Here is a 16,587-nt window from a genome sequence, read left to right on the forward strand (position 1 = left end):
TACGTGAACACAACACCCGGAACCACGCCGGCCGCCCTCATCCGTGCCGTCGGCGACCACGCGAACAGACTCGCCGTCGCCGACGGCGATACCCGTCTGACCTTCACCCGACTGCACGAGTACGTCCGTGACTTCGCTGCCGCCCTCGTGGCCCGCGGATTCCGGCCGGGTGAGCGTGTCGCCATCTGGTCCCCCAATACTTTCCACTGGGAGATAGCCGCTTTGGGCGTGCACTGGGCCGGCGGAGTGGTCGTACCCGTCAACACCCGCTACACGGGCAGCGAAGCCGCCGACATCGCCGAGCGCGTCGGTGCGGCCGCACTCGTCGTGGCGGGGGAATTCCTCGGCGGCGACCGTCTGGCCGCTCTGCGCGAGGCAGCCCCCGAGCTGTCCATCCCGACGATCGTGCGAGTCCCGCTGGGCGGGAACGACACTCCGTCGGACAATGTGTTCGAGTGGGACGACTTCCTCGCGCTCGCGACCGACGACCTGCGCGCGGAAGGTGACGCGCGCGCGGCAGCCGTGCAGCCGGATGACGTGGCCGACATCCTCTTCACCTCCGGCACCACCGGCCGCAGCAAAGGCGTACTGAGCGCGCATCGCCAAACGATCGGTGTCGCCGACGCCTGGGGTGACTGCGCCGAACTGTCCCCCGACGACAACTATCTGATCATCAACCCGTTCTTTCACAGCTTCGGCTACAAGGCGGGCTTCGTCGCGGCGCTGCTCGAGGGTGCGACGGTGATCCCCATGGCGGTGTTCGACACCGAGAAGGTCATGGAGATCGTGTCGCGGGAGAACATCAGTGTGCTTCCCGGGGCGCCCACGATCTATCAGTCGATTCTCGATCACCCCCGGCGCGACGAGTACGACATGTCGACCCTCCGCATCGCGATCACGGGTGCTGCACCGGTGCCCGTCGCTCTCGTCGAGCGCATGCAGCAGGAACTGAGCTTCGACGCGGTGCTCACCGCGTACGGGCAGACCGAAGCCGTGGTCGCCACGATGTGCCGGGTCGACGACGATCCGGTGACCGTGTCCACCTCCTCGGGCCGCGCCACCGCCGGCTTCGAGGTGCGCATCGGTGAGAAGGACGAGATCCTGCTCCGCGGCCCCAACGTGATGCTCGGGTACCTCGACGATCCCGAGGCGACCGCCGCCACCATCGACCCGGACGGCTGGCTGCACACGGGCGACGTCGGCGTGCTCGACGAGCGCGGTTACCTCGACATCACCGACCGGCTCAAGGACATGTACATCAGCGGCGGATTCAACGTGTATCCGGCGGAAGTCGAAGCCGCCCTGTTGCGGGTCCCCGGGGTGCACGAGGTGGCGGTCATCGGGGTGCCCGACGCGCGTATGGGCGAGGTCGGGCGGGCGTTCGTCGTCCCACTGGACGGGCAGCAGCCCACAGAGGCCGACATCATCGCGTATGCCAAAGAGAAACTCGCCAACTTCAAGGTTCCGCGGTCGGTCCGATTCGTGGACGCACTGCCCCGAAACCCGTCCGGCAAGGTACTGAAAAACGTTTTGCGTGAGGAGAAGTCATGACCGTCCCGTTCGAGCCCGATGTCGTCACCTACGAGGTGCGCGACGGCGTCGCGATCGTCACTCTCAACCGTCCCGACTACCGCAACGCGCAGAACTCGGTCATGACGTACGCCCTGGACGCCGCGTTCGAGAAGGCGGTCGAGGACGACGAGGTGAAGGTGATCGTGCTCGCCGGCAACGGCAAGCACTTCTCCGCCGGTCACGATCTCGGCACACCCGGCCGCGACCACCACGTGCACTACGACAACAAGGCCGTCATGTGGTGGGACCACGTGGACAAGGACGGCGGGGACCAGCGCTACGCACGCGAGATGGAGGTGTACCTGGGGATGTGCCGTCGCTGGCGTGAGATCCCCAAGCCGACCATCGCTTCCGTCCAGGGCGCGTGCATCGCCGGTGGTCTCATGCTGGCGTGGGTGTGCGACCTGATCGTCGCGTCCGAGGACGCCTTCTTCTCCGATCCGGTCGTGCGCATGGGTATTCCCGGCGTCGAATACTTCGCGCACCCCTGGATTCTGGGAACGCGGTTCGCGAAGGAAATCCTCTACACCGGCGATCGTTTCAGCGCACAACGCGCCTACGAGGTCGGCATGGTCAGCCGCGTCGTCACACGTGAGAACCTCGAGTCCGAAACCCTCGCTCTGGCAGCACGTATCGCCGAGATGCCGCGGTTCGGTCTGGCTCTGACGAAGCGCGCGGTGAACCAGTGCGAGGACCAGATGGGCATGCGCAACGGGATGGATTCCGTCTTCGGGCTTCATCATTTCGCGCACGCGCACAACGCCGAGGTGGGCAGCGATTCCCTCGGTGGCATGAATGCCAAGTCGATGGCCGCGAGCGCGCGGCCCGCCCAGGAAGGGTCGAAGTAGTGGACCTCGAACTCGACGACGCGACAGTCGCGTTCCGCGACGAGGTGCGCGCGTTCCTGAAAGAGAACGTGCCCGCGACCCCGCTGAAGTCGATGGACACAGCGGAAGGTTTCGAAGAACACCGTCAGTGGGAACGCCTGCTCGCAGATGCGCGTATGTCCGTCGTGGCGTGGCCGACCGAACTCGGTGGCCGCGACGTGAACCTGCAGCAGTGGGTCGCATTCGAAGAGGAGTACTACCGCGCGGGTGCGCCCGGGCGCGTAAGCCAGAACGGCATCTTCCTGCTCGCCCCCACGCTCTTCGAACACGCACACCCCGAACAACTCGCACGGATCATGCCGCGCATGGCACGCGCCGACGACATCTGGGCGCAGGCCTGGTCGGAGCCGGAGTCGGGCAGCGACCTCGCGTCGCTGCGGTCCACCGCGACCCGGGTGGACGGCGGATGGCTGCTCAACGGACAGAAGACGTGGAGCTCCCGGGCGTCGTACGCCGACATGGGTTTCGGGCTCTTCCGGTCCGATCCGGACGCCCAGCGCCACAAGGGCATCACGTACTACATGTTCGATCTGCGGGCCGAGGGTGTCACCGTGCGTCCCATTCCGCAGCTCGACGGCGAGCCCGGCTTCGCGGAGATCTTCCTCGAGGACGTCTTCGTTCCCGACGACCCCGCGAACCCCGGAGAGTCCGGCGTGATCGGCGCCGTGAACGAAGGCTGGCGGGTCGCGATGAGCACCGCGTCCAACGAACGTGGGCTGTCCCTGCGCTCGCCGGGCCGGTTCCTCGCGGCGACCGACCGGTTGCTGCGCAGCTACCGCGACTCCGCCCTGCACGGCGACACCGCGACCCGCAATCGTGTCGCCGACGCGTGGATCGGTGCACGCGCCTACGAGTTGTCGACGTGGGCGACGGTCACCCGCTTGCACAACGGCGGTCAGCTGGGTGCGGAATCGTCGATCAACAAGGTGTTCTGGTCCGAATGGGACATCGCCACGCACGAAACCGCGCTCGGCCTGAAGGGTCCGGAAGCCGAACTCGTCGACGGGTGGACCGACGGTTACCTGTTCTCGCTGTCGGGTCCGATCTACGCGGGCACCAACGAAATCCAGAAGAACGTCATTGCCGAGCGGCTGCTCGGCCTCCCGAGGGGTGACCGATGAGATTCGCACTCGACGAGTCCCACGAAGACTTTGCGTCCAGCATCGATGCGCTGCTCACCAAGTCGGACATGCCCGCGGTGATCCGCGCGTGGAACACAGGTGACACCGCCGCCGGTGCCGCCGTCTGGCAGCGACTCGCCGATACCGGGGTCAACGGGCTGCTCGTTCCCGAGGAGCACGACGGTCTCGGTGCCGACGCGGTCGATCTCGTCGTCGCCCTCGAGCAACTCGGACGCCACGCTGTTCCGGGTCCTGTCGTCGAAACCGTCGCGGTGGCACCGCTGCTGCTCGCGGCGGTCGCCCCGGACCGGCTGGGCGCACTGGCCGGCGGATCGCTCGCCACCGTCGCCTTCGCACCGCACGTCCCGTATGCGGTGGACACCGAGGTCGCCGATCTCGTGCTCCACGTCGCCGACGGCACCGTGTCGGTGGGCACTGCAGGCCGGGTACGCGAATCGGTCGACCGGTCGCGTCGCCTTTCGGAGGTGAGCCCGGCCGAGACACTCGGAACGTCCGACACGGCCGCAGCATTCGACGTCGGCGTGCTCGCGTCCGCCGCCCAGTTGCAGGGGCTCGGCCGGACTCTGCTCGACACCACTGTCGAGTACGCCCAGCAGCGCAAGCAGTTCGGGAAGGCGATCGGCTCCTTCCAGGCCGTCAAACATCATCTCGCGGAAGTAGCAGTGGGTCTCGAGATGGCCCGTCCGCTCCTGCACGGCGCCGCGATCGCCGTGCGCGACGGACTGCCGACCGCCTCGCGCGACGTCTCGGCCGCCAAGGTGGCCTGCGGGGACGCCGCATACCGCGCCGCACGCACCGCGCTCCAGGTGCACGGCGCGATCGGGTACACCCAGGAATACGACCTGTCGCTGTGGATCACCAAGGTGCGCGCCCTGGTCACCGCGTGGGGCGCACCAGACCTGCACCGTGCCCGCGTCGTCGATGCGCTGGAGAAGGCAGAAACCGCAGGAGTGGCGTCGTGACGTTCGAAAACGAGGATCGCGCCGCACTGCGGGAGTCCGTCCGCACTCTGCTCGCGAAGCACTCCGACTCCGCAGCGGTGCGCAAGGCGATGGCGTCGCCCGACGGGTACGACGCCGAATTGTGGACCCGGCTGGTCGAGCAGATCGGAATCGCGGCCCTCGCGATCCCCGAGGAGTACGACGGCGTCGGTGCGAGCCTCGCCGAAACCCACGTCGTACTCGAAGAACTCGGCCGTAGCCTCGCCCCGTCGCCGTTCCTCGGATCCGCAGTTCTCGCCGCGCAGGCCGTGCTGCTGTCCGGTGACTCCGACGCGGCGGGCAGGCTGCTGCCGGGAATCGCCGCAGGCGAGATCGTGGCCGTGTGCTGGGCGGCGAAGTCCGGCTGGGACACGCCCGGTGTCGTCGCCGACGGTGACGTCCTGACCGGCACCGCCCACTACGTGCTCGGCGGCGACGTCGCGGCGACGCTGCTGGTACTCGCCACCGACGGCGACTCCGTCGCTCTCTTCGAAGTCGATCCCGCAGCGGAGGGCGTGTCGAGGCGGCGGGTACCGACGATGGATCCCACCCGCACACTGGCGGAGGTGTCGTTCACGGACGTGCGCGGGACGCGGTTGTCGTCTCCTGCCGATCTCGTCGACCGACTCCGGACCGTCGCCGTGATCGCGGTGTCCGCCGAGCAGGTGGGTGCCGCGCAGGCCGCACTCGACCTCACCGTCGAATATGCGAAGAACCGCAAGCAGTTCGGCCGCGTCATCGGGTCGTTCCAGGCGCTCAAGCACCGGATGGCCGACATGTACGCGCTCGTCGAGACGGCACGCTCGATGTCGTATGTGGCCGCACTCTCGCAGGATCCGCAGGATGCCTACGCAGCGAAGGTGTACTGCTCGGAAGCGTTCGAGCAGGTCGCGGCGGAGACGATCCAGTTGCACGGGGGCATCGCCATCACCTGGGAGCACGACGCGCAGCTGTACTTCAAACGCGCACACGGCACCGCCCAGTTGTTCGGCCCGCCCCGCGCCTACCTGCAGGCGATCGCCGGCTGATCGGACCGTCTGCACCGGTACCCCCGTCGCGCCACCGCTCCGTCGCGCCACCGCCGGAGGACGCGGGCACGCATGTCCGTGCCCGCGTCCTGCGGCAGTGGTTAGCCTGTAGGGATGACAACTCCCGACATCACGCTGAATTCCGGAACGACCATCCCGCAGCTCGGCCTGGGAGTGTGGCAGGCCACCAACGAGGAAACCGAGCATGCCGTGCGCTTCGCGATCGACGAAGCCGGATACCGGCACATCGATACCGCGGCGGCGTACGGGAACGAGGAGGGCGTCGGACGGGGTATCGCCGCTGCGTCGGTTCCTCGTGAGGACATCTTCCTGACGACGAAGCTCTGGAACGCCGACCAGGGCTACGACCGCGCCCTCGCCGCGTTCGACGACAGCCTCGCGCGTCTGGGCACCGCCTACGTGGACCTCTACCTCATCCACTGGCCGCTGCAGGACAACGAGCGGTTGCTGCGCACCTGGGACGCGCTCGAGAATATCGCCGAGTCGGGGCGCGCGAAAGCCGTCGGCGTCTGCAACTTCGAACCGCACCACCTTCAGCTGCTCGTCGACCGCGGTGGCATGCTTCCCGCGGTGGACCAGGTCGAACTCCACCCCCACCTCCCGCAGCAGGAGATCCGCACCTTCGCGGGCGAGCACGGGATCGCCGTCGAATCGTGGAGCCCGCTCGGCGGGACCAGCAATGCCGGGTGGGGCCCGCTCTCGAAGCCGAACACGCTGCTGGTGGACCCGATCATCACGCGCATCGCCGACCGGCACAGCAAGTCGCCGGCGCAGGTCCTCATCCGCTGGCACCTGCAGAACGGCCTGATCGTCATTCCGAAATCGGTGCACGATCAGCGCATCGCCCAGAACATCGACGTGTTCGATTTCGAACTCGACGAACTCGATCTCAGCGAGATCGCGACGCTCGACGACGGCGAACGCGTCGGCATGCATCCCGACGAGATGAACATGGGCGCACCCGCCTGATCTCTTCCCCTCCGAGACTGGAACGTGTTCTCATTGCTGACACCCGTTCCACATCTCCGGAGAGGTAGCGATGACCGACACCACGACCCACCTGATCGAGGGAAGAACGGTCGAGATGCCCGTCCGGGTACGGACCGCGACCGCATTCATGGGCGTGTTCTCCGTGTCGGCCGACCGCGCGCAGTCCTCGATCGCCCCGACCGGTCTCGAAATCCTCCGGTACCGGCCGGGGCGAGGACTGTGCACACTCGTCTTCGTCGACTACGTCGACGGCGACCTCGGACCGTACAACGAGTTCGGAGTGTGCTTCCTCGTCCGCGATCACCAGCAGCAGCAAGGCGGTGTGCTGGGCGATCTGCGGCAACTCGCGACGGGCGGCGCGGGCGCACTGATCCACCACCTGCCCGTGGACGGTGACTTCACGCTCGCAGCGGGCCGCGGCATCTGGGGTTTTCCGAAGACGCTCGCCGACTTCGACGTCGATCACCGGAGCAGCACCAGGCGCGGTTCGGTGAGCGCCGACGGATCACTGATCGCCGAACTCACCGTATCCCCGGGTATTGCCGTGCCCGGCAAGGGAATCGCCGCCTCGCTCGCCGCGTACTCCCACCTCGGCGGGGTGACGCGCCGAACGACGTGGGAGATGAATCCGAGCGGGGTGCGCACCCGACCCGGTGGCGGCAGCCTGAGACTCGGAACGCATCCCATCGCCGACGAACTGCGGTCGCTCGGACTACCGCGCCGCGCGCTGGTCACCTCGACGATCCCGGACTTGAAGATGACGTTCGGCAGCGCCACCGAAATCCGCGCCTAGACCACCGCGGGCCCGTCGGCACCCTGCAAGCCCTCGAGCCGGCGCACCGCATCCTGGAGGTGCTCGTCGAGCATGGCGTGCACACGGTCGGCGGGGGCGCTCCGGATGGCGGTCTGCAACTCGACGTGCTCGTCGACCTGTACGTGCAGATCCGGATAGGTGGTCTGGAGGGCGCCCAGGCACATCCGGGTCTCGACGAGGAGCGTGCGTGCCGCGCGGACGAGTCGCGGGCTCGACGCACTCGCGACCAGAATCTCATGGAAGCGCTGATCGCCGTCGGACACACCGGCCGGATCGTCCCGTTCGGCGGCTGCCCGCATCGCATCTACGGCGGGAGCCAGGTCGCGCCAGGCCTGTTCGCGGCGGCCGGCGAGAATCATGTCGAGGGCGCCGCCCTCGATGACGCGGCGGCTGCGGTAGATGTCGACGACGTCGTCGAAGGTCAGTTCGGTCACGAAGATCCCGCGGTTGCGGATGCTGTAGAGCAGCCCTTCCGACAACAAGCGCTGCATCGCTTCCCGGAGCGGCCCCCGCGACACTGCGAAATGTGCCGCCAATTCGGCTTCCCCGAGCTGGGTGCCCGGTGCGAGCGCCCCCTTGACGATCGCCGACCTCAGTTGCTCGGAAATGAGTTCCGCGGTCGACGGCCGCGCCACGGGACGGAGATCGTCGAGATCACCGAGCGCCATGATCGATACCTTCCTCGAACAAAGTGCCCAGTTCCGGGCGCATCACTGTACATCCGGCGAGCCGCAACCCTTGCCACACGGTCACCTGGTTGGCGGTGAGAACCGGTTTCCCGACCTGCTTTTCGAGCTCCCTCATGATGCGGAGCGTGTGCATCGCGGTGTCCGGGACGAGAATCGCTTCGGCGTCCGGATGGTCGTTCGCCGCAGCGAGATCGAGCACTTCGCCGGGGGTGAGCGTTCCCACCACGGCTGCGGTCTCTATGCCCGCGCCGCTGAACGACACCACCTCGATGCCGGACGCCGCGAGAAAGTCGACGAAGAGTTCGCCGACGTCGCGCGGATAACTCGCGGCCACCGCGACCCGTGTGATTCCGAGCGCGCGCAGTGCGTCGACGAACGCGAAACTGGTACTCGACGCCGGCACTCCCCCAGCCTCCGCCGACACCCCGTCGGCCTGGGCGCGTGCACCGTCCACTCCGTACACGAAACTGCCGGAGGTGCAGGCCCATACGACCGAGTCCGGTCCGTGGGCCGCGAGTCGCTGTGCGCCGTCGGCGAGTTTGGCAGGGCTGCCCAGGTCGAGCAACTCCGGCACGGCATGCAGATCGATACCGTAGATGTGTTCCACGGGGAACGCCGCGCCGAGGAGGTCGGCGGCGAACTCGTAATCGTCTTCGGCTGCGTGGTCGGGGTAGATGATTCCGACTGTCACCGTGCGGTGTTGCAGCATCAGAAGACTCCTCTCAGCCATTTTCCCGGTCCGGTCATGGGTAGTCTCATCCGCCCGAGGCAGGCCCAGATGGTGAGCTGATTCGCGGTGAGGACCGGTTTGCCGAGTTCCCGCTCGAGCGGGGCGATGAGGTCGTAGGTGGGGAGATTGGTGCAGCTGACGAAGATCGCCTGGGAGTCGGGGTGATCCGCGGCGATGATGCGCTCGGCGATGGTGCGGTAGTTGACCTTCCAGATGCCGCCACCGAGACCCAGGTGGGTGGACCGGACGACATCGGTACCCGCCTCTGCCAGAAAATTGTGCAGCAGCTTGGTCAGTTGCTCGTCGTAGGGGGTGATCACGGAGATGCGGGTGAGGTCGAGGTCCCGCAGTGCTTCGAGCAGCGCGCCCGAGGTGGTGACGGCACAGGGCGCACCCGCTTCGCAGATGGCGTCGCACAGTGTATTTTCGTAGCCGATCCCTTTGATGAAGCTCCCGGAGGTGCAGAGGTAGGCAACTACTTCGGGTTCGACCTGCAGGACGTCGCGCGTGGCGGTCGCGAGATGCCTTTTCTCCGAAACCAGTTCGGCCATCTCCAGGCTGACGGGCACCGGCTCGTACGGCGTGCGCGCCAGATGCAGGCTCACTTCGAGCGGCGCCCAGCGCCACAATTCCCTCTCCAGCGCGAGATCGAAGGGCGCGATGATGCCCACCCCGCGCTGCGCGAGGGGCCCCTCGAATTCGGGGATATCCAGTTCCATAGGTCCCCCGAACGTCGCAACTCCGACACTCCCCTGGCGGGTAAGATTGTTGACAATAATACGATGCACTCATACGGTGTCAAACGTGAAACCGAACCCGGTCGTGGCAGTGCTTCATGAAGAAGCCCTCCCCGACCCGGCGCGGATGGCTCCGGTGGCCGAGCACGCCACCGTCCGTTACACCCGGCGCGACGGACTTGCCGACGCGCTCGACGGCGCCGATGTCCTGTTCGTCTACGACTTCCAGACCGACGCACTCCCTCACGCATGGCACGCGGCGGGCACCCTCGACTGGGTTCATGCCGCTTCGGCCGGTGTCGACCCGCTGATGTTTCCCGAATTGCGCGACAGCGACGTCACGGTCACCAACTCGCGCGGCATCTTCGACGTCCCTATCGCCGAATATGTCCTGGCTCAGATACTTTCGTTCGCCAAGGACATTCCGGAATCATTGCGCCTGCAACGGGACCACGTCTGGAAGCACCGCGACTCCGAGCGCATAACGGGCCGCAGCGTCCTGGTCGTGGGTACCGGGCCCATCGGGCGGGCGATCGCACGGTTGCTCACCGCGGTGGGGATGAACGTCAGCGGGTCCGGTCGCCGCAGCAGCGACGACGACCCCGACTTCGGCACCGTCACCGCGACCGCGGATCTTCCGGCAGCGCTGGCCGTGTCCGATTTCGTCGTCCTGGCAGCGCCTCTCACCGACACCACCCACGGATTGTTCGACGCCGAGATGTTCGCAGCCATGAGGCCGGGAGCACGGTTGATCAATGTCGGGCGGGGTGAACTCGTGTGCACGGACGACCTCGTGGCCGCGTTGCGCTCGGGTGCCGTCGCAGGCGCCGCCCTCGATGTCCTCGACCCCGAACCGTTGCCCGACGACCACCCCCTGTGGGATCTGCCCGGCGTCGTGATCACCCCGCACAACTCCGGTGACTTCTTCGGGTGGCGGGACACACTCGTCGATGCATTCGCCGACAACTTCCGGCGTTGGAGAGAAGGATTGCCACTCGAGAATGTCGTGGACAAGCGACTCGGTTACGTGCCGAGTTCGTGAGGGAGGGTGTGCCCGGGACGAACCGGACCGCGGCACAACACCCGGACAAGGAGAGCGCGATGCACCCCACCGACATGACCGCGGTCGAACTCGTCACCGCCTTCTCCTCCGGTGAGCTGTCTCCGGTGGAAGCCACCCGGGCCGTGCTCGACGAGATCGCCGCGCGCGACGGTGAGATCAACGCGTACTGCCTGGTCGACGAGGAGAAGGCGCTCGCTCAGGCGCGCCGGTCCGAGGAACGCTGGCGCACGGGGTATTCCAAGGGCCTCCTGGACGGCGTACCCATCTCGATCAAGGACGTATTCCTCACCGACGGCTGGCCGACGCTGAGGGGATCCCAAGCGGTCGACGAAGATCAGCCGTGGGACGTCGACAGCCCGGTGACCGCCCGGTTGCGCGAGGACGGCATGGTGTTCCTCGGAAAGACCACCACGCCCGAGATCGCCTGGAAGGCGGTGACCGATTCCGCTTTGTGCGGCATCACCCGGAATCCCGCCGACACCACCAAGACCGCCGGTGGTTCCTCGGGTGGAAGCGCCGCGGCCGTCGCCGCGGGATTGGGTCCCTGCTCGGTGGGCACCGACGGCGGTGGCAGCATCCGGATCCCCGCCGCGTTCTGCGGTGTCGTGGGATTCAAGCCCACGCACGGACGGATCCCGCTGTTTCCCGCGAGCCCGTTCGGCCCGCTCGCCCACGCCGGCCCGATCACCCGGACCGTCGAGGACGCGGCCCTGCTCACCGACATCCTTTCGCTGCCGGATCACCGCGATCCGACCGCGCTCGCACCGCCGCTCACGACGTTCAGAGGTGCGCTCGCGCGTGAGGTTCTGGGCATGGGCGTGGCGTACTCGAAAACGCTGGGGTACGTCACGGTAGATCCCGAGGTCGGGGAGATCATCGACGCCGCGGTGCGGAAACTCGACGAGGCGGGGCTGCCCGTCACCGAGGCGGACCCGGGCTTCGGTGACCCGCTCGAGGCGTTCGAGGTCTTGTGGGCGTCGGGCGCCGCGGCAATGCTGGCGTCGTTCCCTCAGGGCACACGCGACAAGGTGGACCCCGGCCTGGGTGCGATGTGGGAACGTGGCGAGCACCTCCGCGCCGTCGACTATCTGGACGCGCGGGCGGTCGCCACGACCCTCGGAATCACGATGGGCCACTTCCATCAGACGCACAACGTGCTCCTCACGCCGACGGTGCCGATTCCCGCGTTCGAGGCCGGCCACGACGTACCGCCCGGATCAGCGGCGAGCGGGTGGCCGCAGTGGACGCCGTTCACCTATCCGTTCAACCTCACGCAGCAACCGGCGATCAGTATTCCGGTGGGCAGGACGGCCGGGGGCCTGCCGGTGGGCCTGCAGATCGTCGGACCGCGTCACTCCGACGATCTGCTGCTCGCCGTTGCCCGGTTCGCCGAGTACGCGTTGAGCTAGGCACGGTCAGGGCACGAGGACGTACCGTCCCCGCACGCTTCCCGCGACGACGGCGCGGTGCACGTCCGCGACCTCGTCCAGCGGCACGACGGCATGCACCCGCGTCGGCAGTTCGCCGGAGGCTGCGCGGGCCAGCAGATCGCGCAACTGTGCTCCGTCGGCATAGGTTTCCACGGCGGAGGTGGAGATCCCGCGTTCGGCGGCCGGGACGTCGTTGGGCTTGACCCCGACGAATCTCCCACCGTCGCGAACCAGCGCGAGTGCCTCTTTCTGCATCGAGGCAGCGTCGGCGACCGCGTCCCAGCCCTGCTCCGCATGCGACACGAATTCCGCACCCAGCCCGCGGACGAACTTCTCGTCGTCTGACCGGGCGAGACCGGTCACGTCCCACCCCCGCTCCGCGGCGAGCGCAACGAGATATCCCCCGACCACTCCGGCGGCGCCGGTGACGAGCAGGCGATTCCCACCTGCGGGCGCGTCGCCGAGGAGGTCGAGCATCCGGGCTGCCGCCAATCCGTTGACCGGCACCGTGGAGGCCGCGAGCAGGTCCAGGTCGTCCGGCACGACAGCGAGTTCGCCGACCTGCACGACGATTTGTTCGGCATAGGTGCCGTAGTCGCGATCGAAACCGCTCACCATTCCTGCGACGCGGGTACCGGCCTCCAGGTCAACTCCCGGCCCGCTTTCGAGCACGGTGCCTGCGAAGTCCCATCCCAGCCCCGTGTGCTCGGGCTGGTCGATCAAGCCGATGCTGTGGAAGAACCCGCCGGCGACGCCGAGGTCGACGGGGTTCACCGGTGCCCCGGCAATCGCCACTCGGACCTGTCCTGGTCCCGGCCGCACGACCGGGACGTCGATGAACTCGATGGAGTCGGGTCCGCTCGGAACACGCACCACGGCGGTGCGGAAGGTCGAGGTGTTCATCATCTGCTCCCCACTACTTGTTTCGAATTGCCTTCCGCTTCATCATGGGTAGGTAGCTCTCCAACGGGAAGTACGCACTCGAAAGTGCGTAAGCCACCCGCCGGTAGGAAGGGAGGGGCTCATGTCCACGATGACGGCGGCTCAGAAGCGGGCCCACGTGCAAGCCGAGTACGACGCATTCCTGGCGGAATGCCCCAGCCGTCAGTTGCTCGCTCGCATTTCGGACAAGTGGGTGGCACTGATCCTCGCCACCCTCGGGAGCGACGGACCATCGCGGTCCGACGCCGAATGCGCAGGCGAGCCCCGGGCTATGCGCTACTCCGAGTTGTCGCGCAGATTGGCGGGGGTGAGCCAGAAGATGCTCACCCAGACGTTGCGCTCACTCGAACGCGACGGTCTGCTGACGCGGACCGTCACCCCGACCGTGCCGGTCACGGTCACCTACGAACTCACCGAACTCGGGCTTTCGCTCCACCGGGTGATTCTCGGCATCAAGGTGTGGGCCGAGGCGAACATGGACGAGGTGCTCGCGCACCGCGAGGAATACGACGCGCGCTGAGATACCGGCAGATGGTCAGGCTCGGGCGAACGTGAGGGTCTCCCCCGCCGTGCCCTCCGTCCACAAGTCGTTGCACGCCGACGCGAGTCCGGGCAGTCCTTCCTCGATGGTGGCGAACACGTTGCCGGGCACCCATCCCACGTCGCCGTTGAGAAGCAGATTGTTCCGCCCGTAGAACAACGCCAGATCGGTGGCGCCCTGCGCCGCGTGTGCCTCCGATCCCGGTTCGTAGCCGTACGCGGAGTTTCCGATCTCCCACGGCTCGAAGTCGAACAGGCACACGTCTCCGGGGATGGGTGTCACCGTCGGATTCTCCCGATGCGGGGCGGCGGTGATCCTCGGAACGAGGGTGTACACCTCGTTACGGGCGTACTTGGCGTGAAATGCAGAGCCGTTCTGCGGGAGAGCATTCCACACCGCATCGCACGTGAGCGGTGCCTCCGCGTCGAGGAGCCGGGCGCGGCAGGAGACGCCGCGCTTGTCGAGAGAAATGGTGATGAACCGGGGCACGGAATCTCCTTCGTACGTGCGGTGTCAGACCTCAGCGAGAACCTCCGACCAGATATCGAGCGCCTCCTCGATCTGCTCTCCGGTCACGATCAACGGTGGGATCATGCGTACCACGTTCATGTAGGGACCGCATGTCAAGAGCAACAAGCCTTTTCGTGCGGCAGCCTGCTGTGCTGCCGTGGCACCGTCCCGGTCGGGTGCACCGTCCGCATCGACGAATTCGGATCCCACCATGAGCCCGAGCCCGCGAACATCGCCGACGGCGCCCGTCGCTCGCGTGCGCGCACCCGAGAGCAGTTCACTTCCACGGGCCGCCGCGTTCGCCACGAGCCCTTCCTTCTCGATCACCTCGAGCGTCGCAACGGCCGCCGCACACGAGACCGCGTTGGCCCCGTAGGTTCCGCCCTGCGATCCCGGACGGGCACGTGCCATCAGCTCTTCCGACGCCGCGATACCCGACAGCGGAAATCCGCTCGCGAGTCCCTTCGCCATCGTGATCACATCCGGCCTGACGTCGAAATGCTGGTGCCCGAAGAACTTTCCGGTGCGCCCGAACCCGGTCTGGATCTCGTCGAACACGAGCAGGATTCCGTACCGGTCGGCACACTCCCGCAGGCCCTGGAAGAAGCGGGTGTTGCCGGGAACGTAACCACCTTCGCCGAGAACGGGTTCGACGATGAACGCCGCAGTCTCGTCGGGCGCGGTGACCGTGGTGAACAGGAACTCCAGCTCTCGTAACGCGAAATCCGTTGCCTCGTCTTCGCTCCAGCCGTATCGGTAGGCGGTGGGGAACGGTGCGATGTGCACGCCGCCCATCAGCGGTGAGAAGCCGGCCGAGAACCGGGTGCCCGAGGTCGTCATGGACGCGGCAGCAACCGTCCGGCCGTGGAATCCGCCGTGGAAGACGACCACGTTGGGACGACCTGTCGCCTGCCGGACGAGGCGCAACGCAGCTTCGACGGCCTCGCTTCCGGAGTTGGCGAAGAAGAGGGAATCGAGACCTTCGGGCAATACCGGGCCGAGAGCGTCGACGAGTTCGAGCAGGGGCCGGTGCATGACGGTCGTGTACTGCCCGTGGATCAGGGTGCCGACCTGCTGCCGTGCCGCCTCGACCACGTGGGGATGACAGTGCCCGGTACTCGTGACGCCGATGCCGGCGGTGAAATCCAGATAGCGACGACCTTCGCTGTCGTACACGTGGCAACCGGACGCGTGGTCGACGGTGACGGGGGTGGCTTGAAGAAGAAGTGGTGACAGTCGTGCCATGAGGACCCTCCCGGGATACCTACCGAATTCGGGCACTTTCCGTTGTCGGATTGTTGACAATATGCATAACATGGGCACACGCCGAAGGGCAACGGAACGGGGGCTACGAGGTTCGGCAGGGTGGAGTATCGGCGCTCCGGCGCTGCTCGGCGCGGGTGCCGCGCGGCCCGAGAGTGTCGGTGGCGCGCGCCCCGAGAGTTTCGTCGGCGCGTCCGGAGGGAATGCCCTCAGCGACAACAGCGCCGACCGATGAGGTAATGATGATTACGAACAACGAACTCGATACCCTCGCTCGTGCCACCGCGTACGGTCCGGACGGCACCAAACTCGGAAAAGTCGGCGAGGTGTATCTCGACAACCGCAGCGGCGAACCGGGCTGGATCACCGTCGTGACCGGACTGTTCGGTACCCGCCGCCACTTCGTCCCGGTGGACGACGCTTCACTGGACGACAGGGGCGTGCACGTGCCCTTCGACAAGGACACCGTGACCGGTGCTCCCAATGTCGACGAGAACGGCGAGCTCACCCCGCTCGAAGAAGACGAACTGTACCGCTACTACAGCCGGTCCCACGGAACCGATTCGTCGTCCGCCGACGCGCATCGCACCACGGATGCCGGGCACACGGGTGACACCGACCGGTTCGGGGACACCGACCGATTCCAGGACTCCGACCGCACGGGCACGCTGCCCCCCGATGCCGCACGCGAAGGCATCGCCGGCAACTACCGCCCGTCGCACGACACCCAGCGCGACGATTCGCTCCAGCACTCGGTTCCCGGCGACACGGCCTCCACGCCCTCGACCCCCTCGGGTACCGCGCACGGAGTGTCCGAATCGCGCGACCACACGACCGGCACGCCGTCGTACGGCACGACCGAGACCGGGTCCGCGGATCGCTCGCGCAATCCCGCCCCCAGCACGCTCTCCACGCCCACACCCGGCACGCACTCCATGCCCGGCTCGCAGGGCACGCACTCCGCGCAGGGCACGCAGGACACGTCGGGCACGCACTCTGCGCCCGGCACCCAGGGCACGCACGCCGCCCCCGGCACGCACTCCACGCCGGACACGCACTCGAGCCACTCGAACCCGGACCCCCGCATCACCCGCGCATCCGACACCCACTCCAGCACCGACCGCAGCCCGGGCCAGGAAAGCAAGAGCCACAGCAGTGGCGACCAGCCGCGCAAGCCGCGCCTCGTCAAGCGCGTCGTCACGACCGAGTACTACGAGGAAAACCCGGACGATTCCACCCAGTCCTGAA

Annotated in this window: 18 protein-coding genes; 12 read left to right on the top strand and 6 right to left on the bottom strand. The window is 67.2% G+C overall.

Annotated elements, in window-relative coordinates; translation table 11 throughout:
* Positions 1 to 3 precede the first annotated feature (3 nt).
* From AC0B44_RS05755 to AC0B44_RS05785, 7 genes are all read left to right on the top strand, one after another.
* Positions 4 to 1,551 carry a FadD3 family acyl-CoA ligase gene (locus tag AC0B44_RS05755; protein WP_471901959.1) on the top strand — a complete coding sequence of 516 codons (1,548 nt, stop codon included), beginning with the start codon at positions 4 to 6 and terminating at the stop codon, positions 1,549 to 1,551.
* A complete protein-coding gene (locus AC0B44_RS05760) occupies positions 1,548 to 2,420 on the top strand; it encodes an enoyl-CoA hydratase (RefSeq protein WP_471901960.1) in 873 nt (290 codons plus the stop codon). The genes AC0B44_RS05755 and AC0B44_RS05760 overlap by 4 nt, the downstream gene beginning before the upstream one ends.
* Positions 2,420 to 3,580: an acyl-CoA dehydrogenase family protein gene (locus AC0B44_RS05765; protein WP_471901961.1), complete on the top strand. Its 1,161-nt coding sequence runs from the start codon at positions 2,420 to 2,422 to the stop codon at positions 3,578 to 3,580. Before AC0B44_RS05760 ends, AC0B44_RS05765 begins: the two co-directional genes overlap by 1 nt.
* Positions 3,577 to 4,563, top strand: coding sequence for an acyl-CoA dehydrogenase family protein (locus AC0B44_RS05770; protein ID WP_471901962.1), 987 nt, complete (start codon positions 3,577 to 3,579; stop codon positions 4,561 to 4,563). The genes AC0B44_RS05765 and AC0B44_RS05770 overlap by 4 nt, the downstream gene beginning before the upstream one ends.
* A complete protein-coding gene (locus AC0B44_RS05775) occupies positions 4,560 to 5,609 on the top strand; it encodes an acyl-CoA dehydrogenase family protein (RefSeq protein ID WP_471901963.1) in 1,050 nt (349 codons plus the stop codon). Before AC0B44_RS05770 ends, AC0B44_RS05775 begins: the two co-directional genes overlap by 4 nt.
* Positions 5,610 to 5,723: 114 nt before the next feature.
* Entirely contained in the window at positions 5,724 to 6,599 is an 876-nt protein-coding gene (locus AC0B44_RS05780; protein WP_471901964.1) for an aldo/keto reductase, read from the top strand.
* Positions 6,600 to 6,669: 70 nt separating this feature from the next.
* A complete protein-coding gene (locus AC0B44_RS05785; protein WP_471901965.1) occupies positions 6,670 to 7,413 on the top strand; it encodes an acetoacetate decarboxylase family protein in 744 nt (247 codons plus the stop codon).
* Here the strand turns inward: AC0B44_RS05785 and AC0B44_RS05790 are convergent.
* Genes AC0B44_RS05790 through AC0B44_RS05800 form a run of 3 tightly spaced genes read right to left on the bottom strand, consistent with a single transcriptional unit; the run spans position 7,410 to position 9,572 of the window.
* Positions 7,410 to 8,102, bottom strand: a complete 693-nt coding sequence (locus tag AC0B44_RS05790; protein WP_471901966.1) for a GntR family transcriptional regulator — start codon at positions 8,100 to 8,102, stop codon at positions 7,410 to 7,412. The two genes, AC0B44_RS05785 and AC0B44_RS05790, sit on opposite strands and share 4 nt — an antisense overlap.
* Complete coding sequence (locus tag AC0B44_RS05795; RefSeq protein WP_471901967.1) at positions 8,089 to 8,832, bottom strand: maleate cis-trans isomerase family protein; 744 nt, start codon at positions 8,830 to 8,832, stop codon at positions 8,089 to 8,091. Before AC0B44_RS05795 ends, AC0B44_RS05790 begins: the two co-directional genes overlap by 14 nt.
* Complete coding sequence (locus AC0B44_RS05800; protein WP_471901968.1) at positions 8,832 to 9,572, bottom strand: maleate cis-trans isomerase family protein; 741 nt, start codon at positions 9,570 to 9,572, stop codon at positions 8,832 to 8,834. Before AC0B44_RS05800 ends, AC0B44_RS05795 begins: the two co-directional genes overlap by 1 nt.
* An 85-nt stretch (positions 9,573 to 9,657) precedes the next feature.
* On the opposite strand from AC0B44_RS05800, the gene AC0B44_RS05805 reads away from it, so the two are divergent.
* Together AC0B44_RS05805 and AC0B44_RS05810 are read left to right on the top strand one after the other, a co-directional pair.
* The gene (locus tag AC0B44_RS05805; RefSeq protein ID WP_471901969.1) at positions 9,658 to 10,632 is read left to right on the top strand and encodes a D-2-hydroxyacid dehydrogenase; all 975 of its coding nucleotides are present in this window, start codon (positions 9,658 to 9,660) and stop codon (positions 10,630 to 10,632) included.
* Positions 10,633 to 10,691: 59 nt separating this feature from the next.
* Entirely contained in the window at positions 10,692 to 12,062 is a 1,371-nt protein-coding gene (locus AC0B44_RS05810) for an amidase (RefSeq protein WP_471901970.1), read from the top strand.
* Between the two features lie 6 nt (positions 12,063 to 12,068).
* On the opposite strand, the gene AC0B44_RS05815 is transcribed toward AC0B44_RS05810, so the two are convergent.
* Positions 12,069 to 12,986 (bottom strand): NADP-dependent oxidoreductase, encoded by a 918-nt coding sequence (locus AC0B44_RS05815; RefSeq protein ID WP_471901971.1) that lies wholly within the window; start codon positions 12,984 to 12,986, stop codon positions 12,069 to 12,071.
* 121 nt (positions 12,987 to 13,107) lie between these two features.
* On the opposite strand from AC0B44_RS05815, the gene AC0B44_RS05820 reads away from it, so the two are divergent.
* Complete coding sequence (locus AC0B44_RS05820) at positions 13,108 to 13,545, top strand: winged helix-turn-helix transcriptional regulator (protein ID WP_471901972.1); 438 nt, start codon at positions 13,108 to 13,110, stop codon at positions 13,543 to 13,545.
* A gap of 15 nt (positions 13,546 to 13,560) precedes the next feature.
* Here the strand turns inward: AC0B44_RS05820 and AC0B44_RS05825 are convergent, their stop codons facing one another.
* Together AC0B44_RS05825 and AC0B44_RS05830 are read right to left on the bottom strand one after the other, a co-directional pair.
* Positions 13,561 to 14,055: a DUF3830 family protein gene (locus AC0B44_RS05825; protein WP_471901973.1), complete on the bottom strand. Its 495-nt coding sequence runs from the start codon at positions 14,053 to 14,055 to the stop codon at positions 13,561 to 13,563.
* A gap of 24 nt (positions 14,056 to 14,079) precedes the next feature.
* Entirely contained in the window at positions 14,080 to 15,321 is a 1,242-nt protein-coding gene (locus tag AC0B44_RS05830) for an aspartate aminotransferase family protein (RefSeq protein WP_471901974.1), read from the bottom strand.
* 70 nt (positions 15,322 to 15,391) lie between these two features.
* On the opposite strand from AC0B44_RS05830, the gene AC0B44_RS05835 reads away from it, so the two are divergent.
* Both AC0B44_RS05835 and AC0B44_RS05840 read left to right on the top strand, forming a co-directional pair.
* Complete coding sequence (locus AC0B44_RS05835; protein ID WP_471901975.1) at positions 15,392 to 15,574, top strand: hypothetical protein; 183 nt, start codon at positions 15,392 to 15,394, stop codon at positions 15,572 to 15,574.
* Positions 15,575 to 15,581: 7 nt separating this feature from the next.
* The gene (locus AC0B44_RS05840; protein ID WP_471901976.1) at positions 15,582 to 16,586 is read left to right on the top strand and encodes a PRC-barrel domain-containing protein; all 1,005 of its coding nucleotides are present in this window, start codon (positions 15,582 to 15,584) and stop codon (positions 16,584 to 16,586) included.
* The last annotated feature ends 1 nt before the right edge of the window (position 16,587 follow it).

This window comes from Rhodococcus sp. NPDC019050 (assembly GCF_055664235.1).

What these genes read in the sequence shown, in the direction of transcription:
- AC0B44_RS05760 (WP_471901960.1), top strand. Translation starts at nt 1,548, where the DNA reads ATGACCGTCCCGTTCGAGCCCGATGTCGTCACCTACGAGGTGCGCGAC.
- AC0B44_RS05770 (WP_471901962.1), top strand. Translation starts at nt 3,577, where the DNA reads ATGAGATTCGCACTCGACGAGTCCCACGAAGACTTTGCGTCCAGCATC.
- AC0B44_RS05780 (WP_471901964.1), top strand. Translation starts at nt 5,724, where the DNA reads ATGACAACTCCCGACATCACGCTGAATTCCGGAACGACCATCCCGCAG.
- AC0B44_RS05785 (WP_471901965.1), top strand. Translation starts at nt 6,670, where the DNA reads ATGACCGACACCACGACCCACCTGATCGAGGGAAGAACGGTCGAGATG.
- AC0B44_RS05790 (WP_471901966.1), bottom strand. Translation starts at nt 8,102, where the DNA reads ATGGCGCTCGGTGATCTCGACGATCTCCGTCCCGTGGCGCGGCCGTCG.
- AC0B44_RS05795 (WP_471901967.1), bottom strand. Translation starts at nt 8,832, where the DNA reads ATGCTGCAACACCGCACGGTGACAGTCGGAATCATCTACCCCGACCAC.
- AC0B44_RS05800 (WP_471901968.1), bottom strand. Translation starts at nt 9,572, where the DNA reads ATGGAACTGGATATCCCCGAATTCGAGGGGCCCCTCGCGCAGCGCGGG.
- AC0B44_RS05810 (WP_471901970.1), top strand. Translation starts at nt 10,692, where the DNA reads ATGCACCCCACCGACATGACCGCGGTCGAACTCGTCACCGCCTTCTCC.
- AC0B44_RS05815 (WP_471901971.1), bottom strand. Translation starts at nt 12,986, where the DNA reads ATGAACACCTCGACCTTCCGCACCGCCGTGGTGCGTGTTCCGAGCGGA.
- AC0B44_RS05820 (WP_471901972.1), top strand. Translation starts at nt 13,108, where the DNA reads ATGTCCACGATGACGGCGGCTCAGAAGCGGGCCCACGTGCAAGCCGAG.
- AC0B44_RS05830 (WP_471901974.1), bottom strand. Translation starts at nt 15,321, where the DNA reads ATGGCACGACTGTCACCACTTCTTCTTCAAGCCACCCCCGTCACCGTC.
- AC0B44_RS05835 (WP_471901975.1), top strand. Translation starts at nt 15,392, where the DNA reads ATGGGCACACGCCGAAGGGCAACGGAACGGGGGCTACGAGGTTCGGCA.
- AC0B44_RS05840 (WP_471901976.1), top strand. Translation starts at nt 15,582, where the DNA reads ATGATTACGAACAACGAACTCGATACCCTCGCTCGTGCCACCGCGTAC.